Genomic DNA, 24,084 nt, shown 5'->3' with positions numbered 1-24,084 from the left:
AATCTTAGACTTAAACCCGCTCGGTTTAAGCGAGAAACAGCGAAAGCCATAGGCTTTATTCCATTCACGGCAGGAGGCTCAATGCATTGTCCATTTTGCAGCGCGACAGATACTAAAGTGATCGATTCCCGATTAGTGGCGGAAGGCCATCAAGTGCGTCGTCGCCGAGAATGCACCGAATGCCACGAAAGATTTACTACCTTCGAAGGGGCAGAATTAGTCATGCCACGGGTGATTAAACGCGATGGTACGCGCCAACCCTTCGATGAAGAAAAGCTGCAAGCAGGTATGTTACGCGCGGTCGAAAAGCGCCCCGTGTCCATGGATGAAATCGAGCAGGCCTTAAGTAAAATCAAGTCAACGCTGCGGGCTACTGGCGAGCGCGAAGTGCCATCTGAGATGATAGGTAACTTGATGATGGAACAGTTAATGAGCCTAGACAAGGTTGCCTATATTCGTTTTGCCTCGGTTTATCGCGCCTTTGAAGATGTCTCCGAATTTGGTGAGGCGATTGCGAAACTGCAAAAGTAACGTGGGTTATCTTAGGTTAGTGCTTAGGTTAGCGCCTCGTTATGCGCCGCATTCGGGCACGCTTCCTCAAGATTTCATAGGGTTTATATGAATTGGTCAGAACTCGATAACCAGATGATGAGCCGAGCCATACAACTGGCTCGCAAAGGATTTTATACCACTCGCCCCAATCCTAGTGTGGGCTGCGTTATCGTAAAAGATAACCAGATTGTTGGTGAAGGTTATCATCAAAAAGCTGGCGAGCCCCACGCCGAGGTGCATGCACTGCGGATGGCTGGCGAGTTTGCCCGTGGCGCGACCGCCTATGTCACCTTAGAACCTTGCAGCCATTATGGCCGCACACCGCCCTGTGCCTTGGCGCTGATCAATATTGGTGTAAAACGTGTAGTGGTGGCGGTTGAAGATCCCAATCCGCAAGTCGGTGGCCGCGGTATTCAAATGCTGCGCGATGCGGGCATTCAAGTGGATGTTGGCTTGCACCGCGACGAAGCTTACGCTTTAAATCTTGGTTTTATGAAGCGCATGGAGTCGGGCCTACCTTGGGTAACGGTAAAGCTTGCCGCGAGTCTCGATGGTAAAACCGCGTTATCAAACGGGGTGTCCAAATGGATCACTGGCCCCGAAGCTCGCCGCGATGTGCAGCGCTTACGTTTACGCGCCTGCGCGCTAGTGACAGGGATTGACACTGTGCTGGCCGATGACCCTTCGCTCAATGTGCGTTACTCAGAGCTTGGCTGTCTTAGCTCACAATTGAGTGAAGCGCAGATTTTACAACCGCTGCGGGTGATTTTAGATAGTCGCTGCCGCATGCCGATTACGGCAGCCTTGCTTGCGATTGAATCGCCGATGTTATTAGTCTCAACAGTGCCTTACTCGCCAGCCTTTATGGCGCAGTTGCCCGCCCATGTGACTTGTCTTCAATTACCGGCGATTGATGGTCGAATCTCGCTGCCTGCACTCTTAAGCTATTTAGGCAAAAGCTGTAATCAGGTGCTTATCGAAGCGGGCGCGACCTTAGCCGGCGCCTTTATCGGTGCAGGATTAGCCGATGAGTTAGTGCTGTATCAAGCGATGAAAATCCTTGGCGCACAAGGGCGTAATCTACTCGAATTACCCGATTATCAAATGATGGCCGATATTCCGACCCTCAAACTGGTCGATGAGCGTAAAGTGGGCGCGGATACGCGTTTCACCTTGAGGCTCACGTCCAATCCATCTTTAGCGAATAAGTGAGTTAACCATGTTTACTGGGATTATTGAGGCCGTTGGCACGCTGCGAAAGCTTGAACGTAAAGGCGATGATATTCGTTTGACGGTCGCCAGTGGCAAACTGGATTTAAGCGATGTGCGTTTAGGCGACAGTATCGCCACCAATGGGGTGTGTTTGACTGTGGTTCAGCAATTAGCCGATGGCTATGTGGCGGATGTGTCGGCTGAAACTGTCAGTCTCACAGGCTTTGCTAACTATAAAGTCGGCACTAAGGTTAATCTTGAAAAAGCCGTCACCCCGACAACTCGCCTCGGCGGGCATATGGTCAGCGGCCATGTGGATGGCATTGCCACCGTAGAGCAGCGTCTTGCTCGCGGTCAAGCAATCGAATTTTGGTTAGCGGCGCCAGCGGAGCTGGCTCGCTATATCGCCCATAAAGGTTCTATCACCATCGATGGCGTGAGCCTGACGGTAAACGAAGTCGATGGACACCGTTTCCGATTAACCATAGTGCCTCACACCGCGGGTGAAACCACGTTGGTGGATTTGAAAGCCGGCGATAAGGTAAATATTGAAGTGGATTTAATCGCCCGCTATTTAGAGCGTTTAATGCGCTTTGATACTAAAGAAACTCAAGGCGGTGGGGTGACCATGGAAATGTTAGCCCGTGCTGGCTTTGTGCGTTAGGGCACTGGCACTTAGCTCACTTAGGTATAGAATTTCATAACAACAGTAAAATCATAAAGGTCCTACAATGGCGCTGCACAGTATAGAAGAGATCATCGAGGATATTCGTCAAGGCAAAATGGTTATTTTGATGGATGACGAAGACAGAGAAAACGAAGGCGACCTGATTATGGCGGCCGAGCTGGTCACGCCTGAAGCGATTAACTTTATGGCGAAATACGGTCGTGGACTCATCTGCCAAACGATGACTAAGGCCCGTTGCCAGCAGTTAAATCTGCCCTTGATGGTGACTAATAACAATGCGCAGTTCTCGACTAACTTTACGGTATCGATTGAAGCGGCAGAAGGCGTAACCACAGGGATTTCGGCCCACGATCGCGCCGTAACGGTAAAAGCTGCCGTGGCTAAAGATGCCAAGGCATCGGATTTAGTACAGCCTGGTCATATCTTCCCATTAATGGCGCAGGACGGCGGCGTGTTAACCCGCGCAGGTCACACGGAAGCTGGTTGTGATTTAGCCCGTTTAGCAGGGCTTGAGCCATCGGGCGTAATTGTGGAGATCCTCAATGAAGACGGCACTATGGCCCGTCGTCCTGATTTAGAGATTTTCTCTGAATTACATGGAATTAAAATCGGCACTATTGCGGCGCTTATCGAATACCGCAACACCAAAGAAACCACAGTCGTGCGCGAAGCCAAATGTAAACTGCCAACCCGCTTTGGCGAGTTTGACATGGTGACCTTTAGGGACACTATCGACAATCAACTGCACTTTGCCTTAGTGAAGGGCGAGGTGAAGCCAGATTGTTTAGTGCGCGTACACTTACAAAATACCTTCAACGATTTACTCCACTCAGAGCGCGATCAGCAGCGTAGCTGGCCACTTGAAAAAGCGATGGAGCGTATTTCTGCCGAAGGTGGTGTGTTGGTGCTGCTGGGCAATCAAGAGCATACCTGTGAAATCCTCTCTAAAGTCAAAGCCTTTGAGGCAGAAGATCAAGGTCAAGCGCCTGCCTCTGCAAAATGGCAGGGTACTTCACGCCGCGTGGGTGTGGGCTCGCAAATCCTTGCCAGCCTTGGGGTGACCAAAATGCGCCTCTTGAGCTCGCCTAAGCGTTATCACTCGCTATCGGGCTTTGGTCTTGAAGTGACTGAATACGTGGCGGAGTAACAGGCTGAGCTTGTTAGACGTTGCACTAAGGTAAAATTAATCATTTGTATAATTTGCATAGGGCTGTGGGCGATTGACTGTGGTATCATGTCGCCACTTTTCGCCCAAGCCGGGTGCTTTAGCTAAATTAGGTAAGAAAATGAACGTAGTTCAAGGTAATATCGAAGCGAAGAATGCCAAAGTTGCGATTGTAATTTCGCGTTTTAACAGCTTTTTAGTTGAGAGCTTGCTTGAAGGTGCACTTGACACGCTGAAACGTTTTGGCCAGGTCAGTGATGAAAACATCACTGTCGTCCGTGTACCTGGTGCGGTTGAGTTACCGCTGGCTGCACGTCGTGTTGCCGCAAGTGGTAAGTTTGACGGTATCATCGCACTTGGTGCTGTGATCCGTGGTGGTACCCCTCATTTTGATTTTGTTGCAGGCGAATGTAACAAAGGTCTAGCTCAAATCGCATTAGAGTTCGATCTGCCCGTTGCCTTCGGTGTATTGACGACAGATACCATTGAACAAGCCATTGAGCGTTCAGGTACTAAAGCAGGTAACAAGGGCGGCGAAGCTGCACTAAGCTTGCTTGAAATGGTCAATGTTCTGCAACAGCTAGAACAACAGTTGTAATAGTAGGAAAAATAATGAAGCCTTCTGAGCGCCGCAAGGCCCGCCGTTTAGCCGTACAAGCCATTTATTCATGGCAACTAAGCGGGAATAATATTGCCGATGTCGAGCACGAGTTTTTAACTGAACAGAGCCTCGACGGTGTTGATGTAGCTTATTTTCGTGAGCTATTTGCAGGCGTAGCAACTAAGAAAACCCAACTGGATGAGTTGTTCATTCCACACTTAGACCGCCCCATTGATGAGGTGTCGCCAGTGGAGAAGGCCATAGTTCGCTTAGCGGCCTATGAGCTGACTTTCCGTAAAGATGTGCCGTTCAAAGTCGCGATTAACGAGGCGATTGAACTAGCTAAAGCTTTCGGTGCGGATGAAAGCCATAAGTTTGTTAATGGATTACTCGACAAACTGGTTGCACGTAAGTAATAAGGACAAACGGTATCTTATGATACCGTTTTTCATTGCTAACAAAGGTGGCCGATGTGAGTCGCGCCAAACTGTACAGTGAAAGAATTCCAACTTATTGAATGTTATTTCAATCACCGCGGCCCCACGCGCCGTGATGTCAAACTGAGTATTGGCGATGATTGCGCCCTAGTGCAGCCCGCCGAAAACAAGTCGATCGCCATCTCCTGCGATACCTTAGTCGAAAACGTTCACTTCTTCCCCGATATTCCCCCTCAAGCCTTAGGTTACAAAGCCTTAACCGTGAATCTGTCGGATTTAGCCGCTATGGGGGCAGAGCCTGCGTGGATGACGCTTGCGCTTACCTTACCAGAGATTAACGAAGCCTGGCTGAGTGGGTTTAGTGAGGGACTCTTCGAAGCGGCTGAATACTATGGTATTGCCCTCATTGGCGGCGATACTACCCGTGGCCCTAGAGCCATTAACATTACCGTGCATGGGCAAGTGCCGCAGGGTAAGGCTTTGACGCGTCACGGTGCAAAAGCAGGTGACTGGATTTATGTGACCGGTACGCTAGGCGATTCAGCATTAGGGCTGGATTTGATCCGCGGCGTGCAGCATGCGCGTGCGGAGCATAAAGAGTTCTTAATCAATCGCCATTATCGTCCAACACCTCGAGTGTTAGCGGGTCAGTCGTTACGGTCTTTAGCATCCAGCGCCATCGACTTATCCGACGGTTTTATCTCGGACATTGGCCATATCCTCAAAGCATCGCAGGTAGGCGCGGTTGTGGATGTGGGCACGATTCCGTTGTCCCGTGCCATGCAGGATACCGTGAGCGAAGAGCATGCCTTAGGTTATGCGCTAACGGGGGGCGAGGATTATGAGCTGCTCTTTACCGTGCCTGAGGCGCAAAAAGGTGCGTTAGAAACAGCACTGAGCCACGCGGGGACTAAGTTTGTGCGGGTTGGACAAATCTGCGCGGGCAGTAAACTTAAGTTGCAACTCAATGGTGAGCCCTTTACGCCGCCATATCATGGTTTTGAGCACTTTTAATGAAGTTGTTATCCCAAGATCAGGCGCTGTCGCGCCTGTCTCTTAAAAATCCAGTCCATTTTTTAGCATTAGGCTTTGGCAGTGGTTTAGCGGCTAAGGCGCCCGGCACCTTTGGTACCTTGGCGGCAGTTCCGCTCTATTTGTTGTTGGCTCAATTGCCCTTGAGTTGGTATTTAGTTGTGACCTTAGTATGCGTACTCGCGGGGATTTATATCTGCGATAAAGCTGCTAAAGACATGGGCGTACATGACCATGGTGCAATCGTTTGGGATGAAGTGGCGGGTCTATTAATCACTATGATTGCCGCGCCAGCCGGAGTGCTCTGGTTAGTCGTTGGTTTTGTGCTGTTTCGTCTCTTTGACATCATCAAGCCTTGGCCAATTCGTTGGCTCGATGCCAAGGTCGAAGGCGGCTTTGGCATTATGATCGACGATGTATTAGCTGGCATTTTTGCGCTTATTGGTGTGCAGGTCCTGGCGGCTTTTATCCAATAATGAAACCGATTGGTGATAATCAAGCCGCCGTTAGTGAATACTAAAGGCGGCTTTTGTTTGTGTCGGTGTTTTAATGTGGATGTCGCGGTTTGACAATAAAGAGATCAGTTCGCAGTTTGTTAATGATATTTCGCGCTGCATTACCTTTGAATGCGCTCAACATGCCTTTGCGTTCGGCGCTGCCCATCACCAGCATATTGACGTTGAGCCTGCGGGCCTCATTGGAAATCGTATCTTCGGGCAAGCCTTCTTCAATGTGTAAGTTGCGTGTGTTGAGATTATGCTGCCGTGCCACTGTGGTGAGCCTCGCTTTATATTTTTCCCGCTCAGAAACAGGCTCCTGTGGTTGCTGATTAAAGCTCATATAGAAGGGATCTGGCAAGTAACTGTTAATTAAGTGCAGATCATTTGATAGCAAGGTTGCAATCCGTTTACTTTCTTCTATTAGGGTTTCATTGAACTCGAGGTGAGCCATATTTTCATTGTCGAGTTCCAGTGCGGTGAGTACATGGCCGTTCTCATGCCAATCTTCAAGATCGACAAACATCACTGGAATATTAGGCAATCTCAGTAATTGCCATTCATCTGCAATTAAAAATTCACTAAAGAAAGGTGGATAGAATTTATGACTGACGATGATGAGATCGTAATCTAACTGGCTACATTCATTGACGATAGCATTGTGAATTGAATGGGAAAGACATTCCTTTATACGGATTGGATATTGTTTATCGGGATAGGCCAAGATAGGCTTTCGCCTGTCATCAGGCATTACCTTTGACTTATCTCTATGAAATAACAGATTAAGATTAAAATTGTGGGTTCGTTTCACTTTTAGGATAGTTAACGATGCGTGGCATTTCCTGGCCAATACGACGGACTTTTTTAGAACCGCGTTGGGGGGAACTGATTCATCCACCGCCGCGAGAATATGCTGGAAAGGCATGCTAAAACTCCTATTGACCTGAGAGGTAATTAAGTCTAGGAAAATAGGGCTCATACGGTAATATTAATTATCGCTATTAAATTTGCAATCTAGCCAATAATAATCTAACTAAAATTAATAAATAAATTTCATGTGGTTACCTTAATCTACGATAGTGCTTTCGAATATTTTTTTATAATCATGCCTATTTATATAAAAATTTATTCATTCCCCCTTCACTAAGGGTGATTGTTATCATCAGAAGGTATTTGGTCTATAGTATTTAGATATTAGGTTGTTTGAATATTCTAACGTATTCTAAAACTTAATATTATTTATGCTTTAGCTTGGATAATTATTCTGCACAATAAAAATGAAGGCTCTCTCAGAACCTTCATTATGTGTACACCTTCATTTACAGGATTAAGCGAATGACTACTGTAATAACTCCCGTGCATTGGCTAAGGTGTTGGTGGTAATCGTATCGCCACCGAGTAATCTGGCGAGTTCTTGGATACGTTGTTCCCTATCTAAAGGCGTCATAGTGGTTTCAGTACTTCCTGCCTTGTTGAATTTATTCACAAACATATGTTGATGACCATTACCTGCAACTTGCGGCAAGTGGGTCACGCACAGCACTTGGGTCGATTCGCCAAGGCTACGTAGCATACGTCCAACCACAGCTGCTGTGGGGCCTGAGATCCCAACATCCACTTCGTCGAAAATGAGTGTCGGAGTGGCAACCTTTTTCGCGGTAATGACTTGAATACCAAGGCCTATACGTGACAATTCGCCGCCTGAGGCAACCCTAGATATAGGTTGTAATGGCTGGCCTGGGTTGGTGGTGACCATAAACTCAATATTATCGCTGCCATTCATCGACATGATTTCTGGGTTGAAATTCACTTCAATGGTGAACTTACCCTTAGGCATATTGAGTTCGTGAATGGATTGAGTCACCAATTTATCCAGCTCTTTCGCATAACGGGCGCGGCTCTGACTCAGCTTTTGCGCGTTAGCGAGGTAGGCTACTTTACTGGCCTCCACTTGGCGTTGGATATCTTCTAGCTTATTTTCATCATCATCGAGTGTGGTGAGTTCGGCCCTGAGGGCGAGATGATGCTCGGCTAATTTGTCAGGGCTAACATGGTGCTTACGGGCCAGTTGCATGGCTTTAGTGAGCCTTTCCTCTAAATAGGCAAAATGCGCGGGATCGAGTTCAAGTTTACTTAGGTAGTGCTGCAATTCGCCAGCGCTCTCTTGCACTTGAATAAGCGCCTCGTTCAGCATAGTGCTGACATTGGATAATGCGGGGTCATAGCTTAGCAAATTCTCTGCCAGGCCAACGGCTTTATTCAGCAGTGACTCGATATTGCTCTCTTCACCATCGGTGAGCAAAAACAGGCTGGCTTGGCAGCTATCGACCAATTCGGTGCCGTTTGCAAGACGCTTGTGTTCCTGTTCAATCTCTTCAAACTCTCCCACCTTGAGATCAAACTCATCTAACTCTTCAACTTGATATTGCACCAGTTGTTTACGGGCGATACGTTCCTGCTGTGAGGCTTCTAATTGCTTGAGTTCTGCTTCGATTTGTTTACAGCGCTGATAGCTTGCCGCCACAGTGTCTATCAGTAGTCTGTGATTGGCGTAGCTATCGAGTAAGGTGAGCTGGTGTTCACTCTTTAACATTGCATGGTGGGCGTGCTGGCCATGGATACCCACAAGTAATTGCCCCAGTAATTTTAACTGAGTCAAAGGGACGGGATTGCCATTGATATAGGCGCGTGAGCGGCCATCACTGCCGATGGTTCGACGCAGAATGCACTCATCATCGAGTTCGAGATCGTTATCTTCGAGCCAGCGTTTTGCCAGAGGCACATCCTCGAGTGAAAATCGGGCACTGACTTCGGTTTTGCTCGCGCCAGGGCGAACGCTGCTGGCATCGGCACGGTTGCCTAGGCACAAACCTAGGGCGTCGATGGCGATGGATTTCCCCGCGCCAGTCTCACCGGTAATGCTGGTCATTCCGGGGCGAAAGTCCAATTCAAGGAAACGTACGATAGCGAAATTGTTGATGCTGAGTTGGCAAAGCATAGTGAGTTCCTGTCGAAAAACTTACCAAATCACTGTATTGATAAACAGTATATACTGAATTTATATACAGTAAAGTGGCTTTGGGTGAATATTCGACATGTCGCTATGTCATAAAATCTAATTATTTGTTTATGAATAGGTTTTAACGAGCTGTTCCAGAATGGGTAAGCTGAAAAAGGTCACTATGGTACCAAAGAGTATCCCTTGGGCACTGCTGGAGGCCTGGGTGTTATAGCGTTGAGCCAACAGATAGACGCTTGCCGCAGTGGGTAAGGCGCTAAGGATAACGCCCATAACGAGATAGTCGCCCGTGACCCCCACGCCTTTCAACATGAAGTAAACCAAGGCAGGTTGCAGGATAAGTTTAAACAGGTTGATCAGGCTCAGTTCGATAAAGTTTGTCAGGCTAAAGACTTTGCTATCTTTTTGATAGCGCATGGCTTTAGCCAATACCATGCCGACGGCAAAGAGGGCGCAGGGACTGGACGTATTGCCTATCTGCTGGATCATCATTGCCAAGCCTGAGGGGAGAGTTATCCCTAATGCCGAGATGGCCACGCCAATAAAACAACCTATCACAATTGGGTTTTTCACCACGGCTAACAGCATGATCACCGCGGCGTGATGTTGTCGCTGTTTATTGGTGGCGAGTTCTAGCGAGACCAAGGCCACGGCAAACATGAGTACGGACAATAAACTGGCAATCGCAGCGGCAACTAAGGCGCTTTGTTGCTGGGGGAATAAGATGATAAGGAGTGGAATACCAATAAATGCGGTATTACCAAAAGTGGCATTTAAGGCGCGCACGGCGGCAATTGCATGTTGTTTAGGATTAACCAGCAGGGAGATGCCGATACAAACGAGGTAAATCACCAGCATGGCTGCGCTGTACCCGGCGATAAATCCCCACTGTAGGATCTCTTCAATGGGCTGCTGCGCCAGTGCTATCAAGAGGATGGCAGGAAACGCAATATAGTAAACATATTGATTGAGTACTTGGTCTGTTTCTACTGGAAGAAAGCGCAGCTTTTGCACTAGTGTGCCCAGTAGCATGATTCCGAAGACGGCAAACAGAGGGGTTAAAATGTTCATGACCCTCACTCATCCTTTTGTGTTGCTTATCCCACGAGATAGCCTTAGTGATGCTTGATTTCATTCAAGCCGCCAAGGTGAGATCGGTTGGGATGTTATTTCAGCGAATTGACGATAATCGGCGCTAGCGCAGTAAATCTGTTAGCAAAATAGCATAGCATTCCCCCTAGAGGCTATTGCGCTATGGTCGTAGAAGTGAATAATTCTACGTTTAAAACACAATGAGTTAGTGCATAGTCTGAATGCAAGCACTCACATAAACAATTGGGATAGAAAATGGCTGATGATATAGGCGCCGAGCTGCAGTTAATTTATCTGTTTGTGCATTTAGTGAATGCGGGGAGTTTTTCCCAAGCGGCTAAAGAGCTCGATATGCCCATCGCCACTGTGAGCCGCAAGCTGGCCAAACTTGAGGAGAAACTCGATAAGCAATTGTTTATGCGTAGCACTCGTAAGCTGCGGTTAACCGAAGAAGGTCTAGCTTTATTTCAACGCTACCAGAGTGTCATTGCCCAATTTGATGAACTCAGTGGTGTTGGCAGTGATAAGCCCGAAGGAACATTGCGAATAGCTGCGCCGATTTCGATTATCTCCATCATCTTTATCCGTGCACTGAACGAATTTGGGCGTTTATATCCCGATATTCGCCTGCATATTTCCCAAAGCAATGAGTTGGTGGATTTGATCGATAAAGGGATCGATGTGGCGATTGTGGGCGGTGCCCAGCCCGATTCCTCTTGGGTGTCGAGCACCTTAGGCGAACTCGATTACCGCCTGTTTGCGACGCCGGAATATTTAGCCTCGGCGCCTAAGTTAACCCATCCCGATGATCTTGAAGCCCATCAGTTAATTAAAGTGTGGCCACTGTTTAACTGGCACTTAAAGCACTCGAATGGCGAGTCGTTTTATTTTAATGGCCCGACAAAACTCACGCTCACGGATCTACACGGGGCGATTCAGGCGACTCTCGATCACGGCGGCATTCTCTATGGCCCAGAATTATTTGTAAAACAGCAGATTAAAGAGGGACAGTTAAAAGTACTCTTGCCCGAATGGATAGGTGAGCAGCGCAGAATATCGATTTTGTATCACCAGCGGAGTCAGCAGCCGCTAAAGGTAAAAGTATTTATAGAGTTTATGCAGTCTAAGGCGCCCGAGCTGTTTTCGATGATTTAAGCTCGTTAGCGTTTGCGGGGTTTTAGCGGATTTTTACTCATGGAGTTTTGGGTCTGTTTCGCCTCTTGTAGGCTAGCGCGGGTGGCGGGCACAATCCCCAGCTCAAGGTAGTAATTGACTAAACGGCGCAGTTCAAACAGAGAACCAATACGGCTTTGCTGGCCTATGGTGAGTTTCCAGGTATCGGTGCGACCTTCGCTATTGGTTAAGATAAATCCTTGGTAAACGAGTTTTTTCATATTGAATGGATGCTCGGCTAAATCCTATCCCTCGCAGTGTTATCCCTTGGCTAATACCAATCACATTAAATATCTAATCAGTTCAGAGCCTCACAGGCGTCTCAATCCAAGGCGCATTGACGAAGAAATGGTTATTCCCTTTTAAGTCAATGTAACACGGGAGTGAGACGCCTGTGAGGCTCCCGAAGGGCGGGGTTGAACGGGCTTTATACTGCGTTTAAGGCTTTCGACAGAGCGCCACTATGCCTTCAAGCCTTCGCCTTGTCTAAAGCCCGTTTAACTCCCGCTGAATAAACAGATATTTAATACGATTGGTATAAGATGCTACCTAATAGTGAACCACTCTTAGGTAGCAGGGCTCACTTACGCGACGCTAATACCGATATTCGAGACACCCGCTTCGATAATCTCTTTGCGTAAACCTTTCACCAATTCTGCGGTGATCTTAGGATTCTCTTCGATAATTTCCAGCAGTGTATTCTGCAGTTCACGCTCTTCTTCCATCACTTCATGGGCGAAGACATAGTCATCTAAGGCATCATCGGTTAAATCCACATCGCTGATGGTCTCAATGTAGTTCGCCACAGTGCTTGAGGATAACTTGCTGATATTGGTGATATCTTCTTCAAGATCGGTTTGAATCGCACCGAGTAACGTAGACAGAGCAACCACGGCATCCATCGCCGGGTATACGCCATAGTTATCAAAATCGGCGGGTTCCGGGGTGTTATCTTCTAAGCGCTGCAAATGCACATCAATGTTGAATTTCAGCTTATTGTCGTACTGGGATTGCCAAAGAAGATCGAGCACAGTGCTTAATACCGCAGGATCGCCAAACTCGCAAACCTCTGAAAACAATTGATAGTTAGGTAACATTCGTTGGCAAAGGGCAATGGCAAAGAGTTTTTTCTGTGGTAGTTCTAGCGCCTTTAAACGCTTAAAGAAGCCCGTTTTTTTGGTCATCTGTTATTTCCGCTGATAGCTGTGATAGCACTTGTTTTGCCGCCGATTCTACCTTAGTTAGCTCATCAAGTAACTCTAGTATTTCCGGTTCGAGATCTTCGACACGAGCATCTCGTTTCAATGCCGATTCAATCTCTTGGCATAATCGCTGTGTGGTCGGTACTCCGCAATAGCAACTGGCTCCATGGAGTTTGTGGATAGTGGTGAGCATAGTCGCTTGATCGTTCTGACTCAGCGCCGTCTCAATTGCCGAGACCGTTTGTGGCAAGGAATCCAATAACATGCGCAACATATCTAAGGCTAAATCCGACTTATGGTTGGCTTGGGTTAAGCAAAGATCCCAGTTGAGGGTGTGTAAATCGAAGTGGGTGAACTTGGGCCGAGTGATCCAGCGGTTTATTTCCGCTTTGAGGGCGGCTTCATCTATGGGCTTAGGCAAGTAACCATCCATGCCGCTGCCTAAAATCAGCTCTCGTTCCTCGGCAATCGCGTGGGCGGTCACGGCAATAATGGGCGTGTTGCGGTTCATCGACCCTTGGCGGATTTGCTTGGTGGCGCTGATGCCGTCGGTGCCCGGCATCTGGATATCCATAAAGATAAGGTCAAAGGTGCGACTCTTGGCTTGTTTGACGGCTTCTTCACCGCTGTTAACGGCGATGACGGTCGTCACTAACTCGTTAAGCAGCGTATCAATCAGTTTTAAATTGGCAAAGTTATCATCCACCGCCAACACCGTAAGGGATTGGCGCGCGGCGGGGACGGTAATCGCCACGGGAGGTAAAATGTCATATTCCATTGGTGGATAGAGCATATTACGCGCCAATTGATGTTCACTCACCGGCAGTGACAACACCACATCGGCATTGGGGCGAATAAACTGGCTTAGTACTTCCTGCTCTTGGCAATCGAACAGCACGATCAAGCAATCTGTTTTACTCTTAGCTTGATTTAAGGTGCTGACCAATTGATTCGGATTGCTAAATCCATGGCAACTCAACAGCACATAATCGAACTGATGCTCAGTGGTCGAGAGCGTCGTCAGCAAGCTCGGAATGTGTTGATGGTGAGTGACTTTTGTATCCCACTGTTTTAGCTGGCGACTAATAACCGAATGGGTGAGTACTCTGGGCTCATAAAACAGCACGGTTTTATCTTTAAGCTTTTCAAAGGGTAGCGAATCGCCAATCTGGAATTGACCTAGGCCCAATGGCAGAGTGAACCAGAAGTTAGACCCTTTATCCACCGAAGAGGTAAAGCCAATTTGGCCACCCATTTGGTTGACGAGGCGCTTAGTGATGACCAGCCCTAGCCCTGTTCCACCAAAGCGGCGAGAAATCGAGGAGTCCGCTTGGCCAAAGGCTTGGAACAGGAAGTCCTGTTGGTTTTCATCAATTCCAATGCCGGTATCAATCACATCACAGCGCAGTACCACTTGATCATCGGTCTGGTTTTGTAACTCTAACTTGACTAACACGCTGCCCGAATCGGTAAACTTGATGGCATTTCCCACTAAGTTATTGATAATTTGGCAAACACGCATAGCATCGCCGTTAACATTGTCGGGGACGTTGGGTGCAATATCGACCACTAACTCCAGCCCTTTCGCCTGCGCGCTGCCGGAGATTAAAGTGATTGTCTCACCTAGGGTTTCCCTTAGGCCGAATGGCATGTTTTCTAGCACCATTTTACCGGCTTCGAGTTTAGAGAAGTCGAGAATATCGTTGATAATCGCCAGTAGGTTAGTCGCGCTGCGCTCGATGGTATTAATGTAATCGACTTGGCTCGAGTGTAGCGGGGTTTTAACGAGTTGACGGGCAAAGCCTATCACGCCGTTTAATGGTGTGCGCAGCTCGTGGGACATGTTCGCCAAGAATTCCGACTTAATGCGGCTGGCCTCCAGCGCGCGTTTTTTGGCTAAGTCGAGCTCGACGTTTTGGATCTCAATCTGCTCTAAGGTTTCCCGCAGATCCGAAGTTGCCTGATCGATATTTTGCTGCATCTCATCGTGATATTCCGATAGCGAGCCCGCCATGGCGTTAATACCGCGTTTGAGTAAATCCAGCTCTCCGATAAGATTACCCTCGAGTCTGGCATCGAGTTTACCCTCGCGAATTTTGGCGACCACCCGCACCATTTCGGTAATCGGCTGGGTGACGTTTTTAACCAGACGAAAGGTAAACAACAGGTTTAATTGCACCCCAATCAAGACGATAATAAAGGCGGCCACGGCGGCCCTGTGTTGTTCGAGTAGCGCGCGTTCTTTATTGATAATCACCGAAATATAGCCAAGCAACTCGCCATTATCGGTTTGGATATCAAAATTGACGGGCGCGCCCGGCGCAGGTGGTGCGGTGGCAAAAATCGGTGTGCGTAGGATAAGGCTGTCGCCCACATGTTCGATTTCGGTTTTGTGCAGATTAGTCAGCGCCTCTTTATAGCGCATGATTTCGAAATCTTTGTGGTAATGCGATGTGACAAACAGTTGATTTTGAATGTCAAAAATAGCGATAGATTTAACGAGCGTGGATTTATTCAGTTGGGCTGCGGCAAGGAGCCGTTTCGTCGCTTCCCTGTCATTGCCCACGAGTCCCACTTCACTGGCAATCGCTAAAGGTTCGATAATATTGCTGCCCTGTTCAATCAGCGTATCTTCGAGTTCATAGAAGCGATTTATGGTAAAGTAGCTGCCCAGCAGAATACCGACTAAGATCGTCGGCGCAAGCGCAAGCACCAGAACCCAGGAACGTAAGCTGTATTTGGTCATGTTGTTGACAGGGTTCATAGCAGCAGCGCAGTTTCCTAAATTCTAGGGACGATATAATTTTATAAGACTGCCAGAAAAAGGGCGGTCTTTACCAGTTTTTTATTGATTTAGAGGCCGAAATGGCACAATTTTTTAAAGCAAAACCAAATAGTTCCAAGCAATTGTCCGCGAAGCAATCCTTTAGCGTGCACCAGCTGGATCATCTAGGGGCAGGTATAGCACAACATCAGGGAAAAGTCGTATTTATCCCCGGCGCCTTGCCGAATGAAACCGTGCAGGCGCAGCTGACCGAACAAAAGAAAAACTATGCCCGAGCCAAGCTGATTAAAGTTGAGACACCGAGCGCTGAGCGAGTCACGCCGCTATGCCCACATTACCAAAGCTGTGGTGGCTGCGATTTACAGCATATGTCATTAGCAGGGCAGCGCGAGCATAAGTCCGCGGCCTTGGTTGATATTATGGCCAAATTTGCTGGTGCCGAAGGCAACTCAGTGCCTGCATTGACGGGCGAAGGTTGGCACTATCGTCGCCGCGCCCGCCTTGCGACCCTATTTGATAAAAATACCAAGCAGTTGAGCCTAGGGTTTCGCGCTTCGAGCAGCAACCAAGTGGTGCCTATTGATACCTGTTTAGTCTTGGCGAAACCCTTAGCGGATTTAATTGCCCCATTTGCTAAGTTGCTTAATCAACTGGCGGCCAAGTCGAGCCTTGGGCATGTAGAATTAATTGATGCCGACAACGGCCATTTTGCGGTAATTCGGATCACTAAACCCTTAAATGATAAGGATATGGCTAAGCTGGCGCAGTTTGCTGAGCAGCATCAAATCCATATTTGTCTGCAAGACAACAACGGCGAGTTCCATGGAGTGAATGGCACGCTGTTATTGCCCGTTTACCAGTTACTCGATGATAACGCCGATGCAACGCCTGTGAGCCTCACCTTTACCCCTGGTAACTTTGTGCAAGTGAATGCGCAAATTAACAAGACCATGGTGGCGCAGGCGTTAGAATGGTTAGCACCACAGCCGGGTGAGCGAATTCTCGATCTCTTCTGCGGTATGGGGAACTTCAGTTTGCCTTTAGCTAAACTGGGCGCCGAAGTGATTGGGGTTGAAGGGGTGCCAGAAATGGTCAGCCAAGCCCGCGAAAACGCGGCGGCAAATGGCTTAAGCAATTTAACCTTTTACCATGGCGACTTAAGCGCCGATTTATCCTGTGAGCCTTGGATGGGGAAGATTGATAAGTTGCTACTCGATCCTGCCCGCGCGGGTGCGTTCGAGAGTTTGCAATGGCTTAAGAAGATGAAACCCCGCCAAGTGGTTTATGTCTCTTGTAATCCGGCGAGCTTGGCCCGCGACAGTGCTGTGTTGCTCGAGCGTGGTTACAAGTTACAAAAGTTAGGTTTAATCGATATGTTCCCGCAGACACATCATATCGAAGCCATGGCCTTGTTTGAGCTTGCAAAATAAGGCTTATCGATTGGGCAAGGTTTCCTCACTTGCCCGCGTTATTCGAGTGTAAAGTAAGCAAAGCGTTTGAATAACGTAAAAAATGTGAAGTTTCGTCTCGTTGGGTTTGACAAGTCCGTGCCAATGCTGAAGATAGGAGTGCCGAGGTGGTGCCACTTTTCTCTGAGCACGAATAAGGAAATAAATTAGATGGTCTCTGTTCGCGAAGCGCACTTTAATGATCCCGATTTTCATCTTGAAGATTGGGTGGCTCGCTATGTCAGTCATGTCGAGGAGGCCCAGACCTTACTCACCCTGATTGCACAGGTGGAAGCCTTACCCGCTAAGAGTCCTGCCGCGAAAAGAGAACTGCTCGAACGTGCCCGTGAGATGATTGAAATCCTCGCGCCATTGAACATGGATATCGAGACGCTGCAAGCGGCCATTCTGTTTGTGGTGTTTGATGCTGGCTTACTAAATGAAGAGGCGATCAAAGAAAAATTTGGCGAGCCGCTGGCGCGGTTAGTTGCCAGCGTCGTGACCATGGATGCGATTGGCGCGTTAAAAATCAATCCCAATAGCCGCTCAAGCGAGCCGCAAATCGACAATATCCGCCGCATGTTGCTGGCAATGGTCGAAGACGTGCGCGCCGTGGTGATAAAACTAGCCGAGCGTGTTTGTTTGCTTCGCGCCGTGAAAAATGCCGATGAAGAAACCCGTGTCTTATTGGCCCGCGAAATTGCCGACATCTATGCGCCGCTCGCGAACCGTTTGGGTATTGGTCAGTTAAAGTGGGAATTAGAAGATATTTCCTTCCGTTATCTGCATCCAGATACCTACAAGGACATTGCGAAACAGCTAGATGGTAAGCGGTTAGACCGCGAAGTCTATATCGAAAAATTTGTCGAGCAGTTGCAGCAGCGCCTCGATGAGGATCATATCCGCGCTAAGGTCTATGGTCGTCCAAAACATATCTACAGCATTTGGCGCAAAATGAAGGGCAAACACCTCAAGTTTGATGAGTTGTTTGACGTGCGCGCCGTGCGGATTGTCACCGAACGTTTGCAGGATTGCTACGGCGCCTTAGGGGTCGTGCACACTCTTTGGCATCATATTCCACGCGAGTTTGATGACTACGTGGCCAACCCTAAACCTAACGGTTATCAATCCATCCATACTGTTGTGGTGGGGCCAGAAGGTAAAACCGTTGAAATTCAAATTCGTACCCAAGATATGCATGAAGATGCAGAGCTGGGTGTTGCCGCGCACTGGAAATACAAGGAAGGTAATCACTCCGGCAAACAGAGCGGCTACGAAGAAAAAATCAATTGGCTGCGTAAAATTCTGCAATGGCAGGAAGACGTGGTCGAAAGCGGCAATTTGGTCGAAGAAGTCCGCAGCCAAGTGTTTGAAGATAGAGTCTATGTCTTTACTCCAAGTGGTGAAGTCGTTGACTTGCCACTGGGTTCAACCGTGCTCGACTTTGCCTACTATATTCACTCGCAGGTTGGCCATAAGTGTATCGGCGCCAAGGTCGATGGCCGGATTGTACCGTTTACCTACCAGGTTGAAACGGGCGAGCGCATCGAGATTATCACCTCGAAGCACCCCAATCCTAAGCGCGATTGGCTCAATCCAAACTTAGGCTATATCCGCACATCGCGGGCGCGTTCGAAAATTCAGCATTGGTTTAAGCAGCAAGACCGCGATAAAAACATTATCGCCGGTAAAGAAATGCTCGAAGCCGAGCTGGCGCGAGTCAGCCTTAAAATCAAAGATGCTGCCATCGCCGTTGAGCGTTTTAATATGGCGAGTATGGACGACTTGCTTGCCGCCATCGGCGGCGGTGATGTGCGTTTACATCAGGTTGTTAACCATATTCAAAGCAAGTTGCGCCTCGATGAGGCGAGCGAAGAAGATGCGGTTGAAGAATTAGTTAAGAAGAGCCAACCTAAATCTGGCACCAATAGCCGAGGACAGGTGGAAGTGAATGGCGTGGGTAATTTACTTAGCCATATCGCCCGTTGCTGCCAACCCGTGCCTGGGGATGAGATTTTAGGCTTTATCACCAAAGGGCGCGGTATTTCTGTGCATCGCTCCGACTGTGAGCAGGTGAAAGAGTTAATGCGCGTTCACCCAGAACGCGGCGTCGATGTGGTTTGGGGCGAAAACTATTCAGGTGGTTATCGCATGCGTCTGCGCGTCTTAGCCCATGATCGCAGCGGATTATTGCGGGATCTCACCTCGGTACTAGCCGCCGAAAAGTCCAATGTGCTTGCCATGAGCTCCTCATCGGATATTAAGAATCAGACGGCAGCCATTGAGCTGGAATTAGAGCTTTATAATCTTGATGGTTTATCGCGGGTGTTATCTAAGCTCTCCCAAGTCGATAGCGTGATAGAAGCGCGCAGATTGTAATTCTCGATTCTGTGATTATGCGTTGTAAAAAAGCGGTAGGGCATAAAGCGCTACCGCTTTTTTATTTTCAGCCCTAAACCACCTTCTTCAGAAGGTGATTTCTTTACTTGATAAATAATACATCCATGTATTCGCTCATGGTTTCGCCACGTGAGTTTATCTCCATCATACAAAAAAGTACTTCTGACGTAGCGATTAATTAGATGATAAATGTGCGTTTATTGGCACCTACTATAAGTATTCTTCTATCAGAGGTCATCACCCGCTCTAAAATAGAAAAAGTGAAGGAAATCTAAAGACTAGTATGAACAGGGCTCGAACCACAAAAGATATGGCCGCACCCAATAATCACTGAACTGTAATCAGAATTATTCTCGTGCGTCTTTTAAATATGAACTATGCTTTTTTTGATTGGTCAAAAGGCGAACTAATTCCTTATTATTCGTCAATACCTATCGATTGTTTTCTATCTCATACCTCTCGTGTATACCCAATAGCTCGTTAAGGAGTGACGATGAAATTTAAAAATTTCAAACAGTTGTCTGTGAGTTTTTTGGCTTTTGTCATACTGGCAGCCTGCGGCTCTGATGACTCCGATGAAATGCCAACGGTAACCGTTGCGAGTTCTGTTGCGCTTAAAGAAAACCGAAGCGTCGATATTATTTCGGTCGGCCAGGACGATGGCAGCTCGCTCAGCTATCTATGGACTCAAGAATCTGGCCCCACGTTAACGCTGGCCAACATCACCAGCGCCATCGTTGGTGTGACCGCTCCGAGCGTTGATGCTGATGGGACCGCAGTGCTTCGGGTCACTGTTACTGACAGCGCCAATCAAACTGCCAGTGCCATGGTTTCGGTGCTGGTGGCCAACAATAAGTTACCCACGGTCACAGCCGTCTTTGAAGGTGTAGTTGAAAAGTCGGCCGTGACCTTAACAGCCTCAGCGACTGATCCGGATGGTAGTATCAGCTCATATCTTTGGACCCAAACCTCTGGCTCCCCGGTAACTCTGGCCGGTGAAACCACGGCTTCCTTAAGTTTTACGGCGCCAAGTGTTTCGGTTGATACTGACCTAGGCTTCAGTCTGATGGTTACTGACGATGATGATGAATCCGCCTCAGTAGTCGGAACTGTCATCGTGACCCCAGTCATGGTGACTTATACCGTCACGGGGAATGTTACTGACGCAGCCTTTGCCAGCTCCGAGGTCAGCGGCACCGTGGCTGGTACCAGTTTTAGCACCACAACTGACAGCAATGGTGCTTTTAGCCTGCCACTTAAAGCTGACGATGATGAAACCAATCTGTTTACCAATCTCATTGTTAAATCAGCCAGCACTGCCGGTTTGGAGTATTACAAGTTTGTCCCCCAGCTGACAGCGGATCCGGTACAGACGGCTGTGGTAGGCAAAGTGACCTCCAGAATTCAGGTTTCGCCAACTGCTACCAAGGCAGAAACTCTGGCCGATGAGGTCGCCAATACTGTGTCTATCAATGCAGTTTCAACCGCTTTGTATTCGCTGATAGTCTCAGCTAACAATGGTGAGGTTCCAGCTGATTTAGACCAATTCACTCTGGTTGAAAAATCAGTTAGTCCGGATGAGTTGATAGAGGCAGCCGCTGTGGTGAAACTGATTACACAGGGGGGGGCGTTTGCCTTGCCGGAAGGGGTCAGTAATGTGCTGGAGTTGCTGACCAATACCGAAGCATACAACAGCTACGTGACAGCGGCCGAAACCGCCACGCCAGGTATTATTAGTGCGACCGTCGATGATATCATCGCTGATCCTGAACTGACCCCCCCGATTGCGCCAGACAGTCTCGCCAGCACCTACTATGAAGTGTATCCAGCGGCGGCAGGCTTTTTGTCCCGCGGCGGTGGCCGATTTGAATTCCACCAGAACGGCAGCGGGATTGAAACAACTGGTCGTGTAGAGAAGTTCAGCTGGGCACTCACCGATGGCATCTTAACCCTCACCTATTCCGATCCCATTGGCTCCTACAGTTATCCCGCCGTCGAGGAGGGCGTTGCCGGATTAACTATGGCGCAGGTTAACCAGCTGCATAATGCAGGAGTCAACCAGGTGGAGGTGCTGCGTAAACCGCAAAGCACCACTATGAAACGGGTAATCGAAGGCGAGAAAACTGACACCTTCCGTATTGTCGCATCGGTAAAAGAAACCATGACGCCGGTGACGTTGGATGGTGGTGTGGTGATTTCGACCAGTGGAAAGTTGAATGAGTCCACCACCGATCAGCTGATGCGCAATGGCGATAAACTGAGTGAACTTAAACTCACCGCCGACGAGGTAGTCAGCGACTGGATTATCGAACATTATTACTACTTTGGTGAGCCAGGACTCGGTTACTCTGATATGTTTGCCGACTTGTTTGAGGTTAGTGCTGATGGTACAGGTATAGCTAGGGTACTGGAGCGGCCTTTCACCTGGAGCATTAATGAGCATGGCACCTTTATTGCCCGATTTGAAGATGGCAGTAGCGTGCATATCAGCAAGCTTGACCAGTCAGGCAGCGATATACAGGTATTCAGTGAATCCTACGATGCAGAGGGTAACTTACTTGCCGCAGATACAGACTATGCATTGGAGCTTGAAAACGGTGTGATTGGGACCTTTGACTTGACCAACGCAGAGGGCAAGTACTGGAATACCACTATCAATCAATGGCATAAATCGGCCTGGGATAACGGTAATTTGTTATGGGATAACGGTTTCGCCTATTTTGGTTGGCAGTTCAATGCCAATGGTGAAGGTTATCAGTTGGGCAGTTTCCAATCCTCACCACCTGATTTTGCGCCCATATTTAACACTCCCATTAATTGGATAGTAGATACCGAATCGGATGATGTGGCATTCCAGTCAATTTACCGCTGGAAGTGTGGTGATGTGACCACCGAGGCATGCGCTCGCCGTGATTGGTATGTGCTTAAAGAATTGGAGTTTGGCGTTTTGGGCCCACGTATTTATGTATTTGAATTTGAAGAACGCAGAAATGACAGCCAGTCGCCTTGGTATGTTGCCCGCGGTTTGGGCCCCAGACTCAATATCTATGAAGAAATAGCCTTTGATTACTGGAACCAAGCAGCAGCACCGGCTGCATCCAGTCGAGGTATACAGGCCAGCAGGCCTTATGGTGCAGGCGTCACTGGTGTTGCCCGTTTGGTGTTGGAACCCAGCCAAACCCCGGCACTTGGATTTTAGTATTTGGTGCCTAGGCGACTTGTGTAAAGTTGCCATATAGCTATTTGGGGGGGCGGTTACTGAGTGTTTGGCGACTGAAGGTGAATAGTTGTAAAGAGAAGGTCAGCAATCCAGCTGGCCTTCTTTTTTGGGGATTGCAGCCCAGAAGAACACTGTACCTCAAGAATCGTGTTGATGATGTAACTGAAAATGCTGTCTTAACACATGCTATCGTATTTCCTGCCCATGGGCAGTCTCGCTCTAGTAACGAGCTTCGAAAACAAGGGATATTTGTCTCCGCCAGTGGCGTGAGCTCCATTTGGTTACTGCATGGCTTAGAGAACTTCAAAAGCGATTAGAAGCCCTCGAAGCCAAAGTCGAGCCAGAAGGGATAATCCTTTCGGATGAACAAGTTGCCGCCCTTGAGTGTAAACGGCAAAAGGATGAAGCCTATGATGGGCATATCCTCTTCGTTAAAACCTAATACCAGACTCTAAATAGCACTTTGAGCTTGGCTACTTTATCATTAGCGCTTTATTGCCCTTATTACAGCCTTAGTTGCGACTCAGCTTGAGTGTATTCCTGTTTACGCATCCTGCACCTGTGTCGACTCTCTTGAAAGGATATCTGCATGACTTCCCATATCACGCCTTCTATTACTGAGCTTCCCGCAACAGCACTTTCTGCAACCGATGTTGCGCCGCTACTGAAGATTATGGAGAAGCTGCGCGATCCGCAAACGGGTTGCCCATGGGATAAAGCCCAGACTTATCAAACCATAGTGCCTTTTACCCTCGAAGAGGCCTATGAGGTGGCTGACACGATTGAACGTTTAGCCTTAGACGAATTACCTGATGAGCTGGGGGATTTATTATTCCAAGTGGTGTTTTATTGCCAGCTTGGCAAAGAGCAGGGCAGGTTCGATTTCAGCACTGTCGTTAATAAAATCACCGACAAACTGACCCGCCGTCATCCCCATGTGTTTGGTAATGAAGTATTCGAGGCCGATGCCAGTAGTCAGCAGATGAAGGCCAATTGGGAAGCAATCAAAGCCAGCGAGCGTGAACAAAAGGCATTGGCGGCTGGGGGGGCTTCATTAAGCGAGGTTTCTGTGCTTGATGATATTCCGCGCGCGCAGCCAGCGTTATCCCGTTCAATCAAAATTCAGCAACGGGTCGCGCGCGTTGGGTTCGATTGGCCTGAGCTTGAGCCTGTTGTCGCAAAAATCCATGAAGAAATTGATGAAGTGTTTGCGGAGGTGAATCAGCCAACGCTCGACCAAGCCAAAGTGCAGGCCGAAATGGGCGACTTATTATTTGCAGTGGTGAATTTGGCGCGCCATTTAAAGGTGGACCCAGAACAAGCGCTGCGCCAAGCCAATGTTAAATTTGAACGCCGTTTTAAAGGTGTTGAGGCATTTGCAAGACAAAATAATAAAGCATTAGAAGAACATAGCTTAGAAGAGTTAGATGTCTATTGGGATAAGGTTAAACAGGGCGAGTCAAGATAAAGGGCAAATTATCCGGATTGGTGTTTGTCGAATGGCAACACCTTTGGTATACTACTGCCCCGTCCTAGTGCTTTCTTACAAGCACGTATTTTC

At 48.2% G+C, this 24,084-nt stretch carries 19 protein-coding genes and 1 pseudogene; 14 read left to right on the top strand and 6 right to left on the bottom strand.

Annotated features, from left to right (window positions below; genetic code table 11):
- Positions 1–81: 81 nt before the first annotated feature.
- The 8 genes from nrdR (at position 82) to CF168_RS15190 (ending at position 6,163) form a co-directional block, all read left to right on the top strand.
- On the top strand, positions 82–531 hold the full coding sequence (gene nrdR / locus CF168_RS15225; RefSeq protein WP_011073317.1) for a transcriptional regulator NrdR: 450 nt from the start codon (positions 82–84) through the stop codon (positions 529–531).
- 87 nt (positions 532–618) lie between these two features.
- Entirely contained in the window at positions 619–1,764 is a 1,146-nt protein-coding gene (gene ribD / locus CF168_RS15220; protein ID WP_089068233.1) for a bifunctional diaminohydroxyphosphoribosylaminopyrimidine deaminase/5-amino-6-(5-phosphoribosylamino)uracil reductase RibD, read from the top strand.
- Positions 1,765–1,771: 7 nt separating this feature from the next.
- A complete protein-coding gene (locus tag CF168_RS15215) occupies positions 1,772–2,428 on the top strand; it encodes a riboflavin synthase (protein WP_011621887.1) in 657 nt (218 codons plus the stop codon).
- A 67-nt stretch (positions 2,429–2,495) separates the two neighbouring features.
- Entirely contained in the window at positions 2,496–3,599 is a 1,104-nt protein-coding gene (gene ribBA, locus CF168_RS15210; RefSeq protein ID WP_011716202.1) for a bifunctional 3,4-dihydroxy-2-butanone-4-phosphate synthase/GTP cyclohydrolase II, read from the top strand.
- Between the two features lie 139 nt (positions 3,600–3,738).
- A complete protein-coding gene (gene ribH, locus CF168_RS15205) occupies positions 3,739–4,215 on the top strand; it encodes a 6,7-dimethyl-8-ribityllumazine synthase (RefSeq protein WP_011073313.1) in 477 nt (158 codons plus the stop codon).
- 14 nt (positions 4,216–4,229) lie between these two features.
- A complete protein-coding gene (gene nusB, locus CF168_RS15200) occupies positions 4,230–4,634 on the top strand; it encodes a transcription antitermination factor NusB (RefSeq protein ID WP_011621889.1) in 405 nt (134 codons plus the stop codon).
- Between the two features lie 78 nt (positions 4,635–4,712).
- Entirely contained in the window at positions 4,713–5,669 is a 957-nt protein-coding gene (thiL, locus tag CF168_RS15195; protein WP_089068232.1) for a thiamine-phosphate kinase, read from the top strand.
- Entirely contained in the window at positions 5,669–6,163 is a 495-nt protein-coding gene (locus tag CF168_RS15190) for a phosphatidylglycerophosphatase A family protein (protein ID WP_089068231.1), read from the top strand. Before thiL ends, CF168_RS15190 begins: the two co-directional genes overlap by 1 nt.
- Positions 6,164–6,233: 70 nt before the next feature.
- Here the strand turns inward: CF168_RS15190 and CF168_RS15185 are convergent, their stop codons facing one another.
- The 3 genes from CF168_RS15185 to CF168_RS15175 all read right to left on the bottom strand — a co-directional run bounded on the left by CF168_RS15185 (position 6,234) and on the right by CF168_RS15175 (position 10,274).
- The gene (locus tag CF168_RS15185) at positions 6,234–7,109 is read right to left on the bottom strand and encodes a universal stress protein (protein ID WP_089068230.1); all 876 of its coding nucleotides are present in this window, start codon (positions 7,107–7,109) and stop codon (positions 6,234–6,236) included.
- 414 nt (positions 7,110–7,523) lie between these two features.
- Complete coding sequence (recN, locus tag CF168_RS15180; protein WP_089068229.1) at positions 7,524–9,182, bottom strand: DNA repair protein RecN; 1,659 nt, start codon at positions 9,180–9,182, stop codon at positions 7,524–7,526.
- A 129-nt stretch (positions 9,183–9,311) separates the two neighbouring features.
- Complete coding sequence (locus CF168_RS15175) at positions 9,312–10,274, bottom strand: AEC family transporter (protein ID WP_089068228.1); 963 nt, start codon at positions 10,272–10,274, stop codon at positions 9,312–9,314.
- 276 nt (positions 10,275–10,550) lie between these two features.
- Between CF168_RS15175 and lldR the strand changes: the two genes are divergently transcribed.
- Positions 10,551–11,450, top strand: a complete 900-nt coding sequence (lldR, locus tag CF168_RS15170) for a LysR family transcriptional regulator LldR (RefSeq protein WP_011716209.1) — start codon at positions 10,551–10,553, stop codon at positions 11,448–11,450.
- Between the two features lie 5 nt (positions 11,451–11,455).
- Here lldR and CF168_RS15165 read toward each other — a convergent pair whose 3' ends face one another.
- The 3 genes from CF168_RS15165 to barA form a co-directional block, all read right to left on the bottom strand.
- Positions 11,456–11,689 (bottom strand): DUF3319 domain-containing protein, encoded by a 234-nt coding sequence (locus CF168_RS15165; protein WP_011625558.1) that lies wholly within the window; start codon positions 11,687–11,689, stop codon positions 11,456–11,458.
- Positions 11,690–12,052: 363 nt separating this feature from the next.
- Positions 12,053–12,652 (bottom strand): YjaG family protein, encoded by a 600-nt coding sequence (locus CF168_RS15160; protein WP_011716210.1) that lies wholly within the window; start codon positions 12,650–12,652, stop codon positions 12,053–12,055.
- Positions 12,627–15,434, bottom strand: a complete 2,808-nt coding sequence (barA, locus tag CF168_RS15155) for a two-component sensor histidine kinase BarA (RefSeq protein WP_011716211.1) — start codon at positions 15,432–15,434, stop codon at positions 12,627–12,629. The genes CF168_RS15160 and barA overlap by 26 nt, the downstream gene beginning before the upstream one ends.
- Before the next feature lie 101 nt (positions 15,435–15,535).
- Between barA and rlmD the strand changes: the two genes are divergently transcribed.
- The 5 genes and pseudogenes from rlmD to mazG all read left to right on the top strand — a co-directional run bounded on the left by rlmD (position 15,536) and on the right by mazG (position 23,991).
- Positions 15,536–16,885 (top strand): 23S rRNA (uracil(1939)-C(5))-methyltransferase RlmD, encoded by a 1,350-nt coding sequence (rlmD, locus tag CF168_RS15150; protein ID WP_089068227.1) that lies wholly within the window; start codon positions 15,536–15,538, stop codon positions 16,883–16,885.
- Between the two features lie 189 nt (positions 16,886–17,074).
- Complete coding sequence (relA, locus tag CF168_RS15145) at positions 17,075–19,282, top strand: GTP diphosphokinase (protein WP_011716213.1); 2,208 nt, start codon at positions 17,075–17,077, stop codon at positions 19,280–19,282.
- A gap of 514 nt (positions 19,283–19,796) precedes the next feature.
- Positions 19,797–22,502 carry a PKD domain-containing protein gene (locus CF168_RS15140; RefSeq protein ID WP_011716214.1) on the top strand — a complete coding sequence of 902 codons (2,706 nt, stop codon included), beginning with the start codon at positions 19,797–19,799 and terminating at the stop codon, positions 22,500–22,502.
- 143 nt (positions 22,503–22,645) lie between these two features.
- A pseudogene (locus CF168_RS15135) lies at positions 22,646–22,932 on the top strand (IS481 family transposase); the annotation flags it as partial.
- A 180-nt stretch (positions 22,933–23,112) separates the two neighbouring features.
- On the top strand, positions 23,113–23,991 hold the full coding sequence (mazG, locus tag CF168_RS15130; RefSeq protein WP_011716216.1) for a nucleoside triphosphate pyrophosphohydrolase: 879 nt from the start codon (positions 23,113–23,115) through the stop codon (positions 23,989–23,991).
- Positions 23,992–24,084: the final 93 nt, after the last annotated feature.

It is taken from the genome of Shewanella bicestrii (genome assembly GCF_002216875.1).
In the GTDB taxonomy this organism is placed as follows: domain Bacteria; phylum Pseudomonadota; class Gammaproteobacteria; order Enterobacterales; family Shewanellaceae; genus Shewanella; species Shewanella seohaensis.
This window is presented reverse-complemented; position numbering and strand designations above follow the sequence as displayed.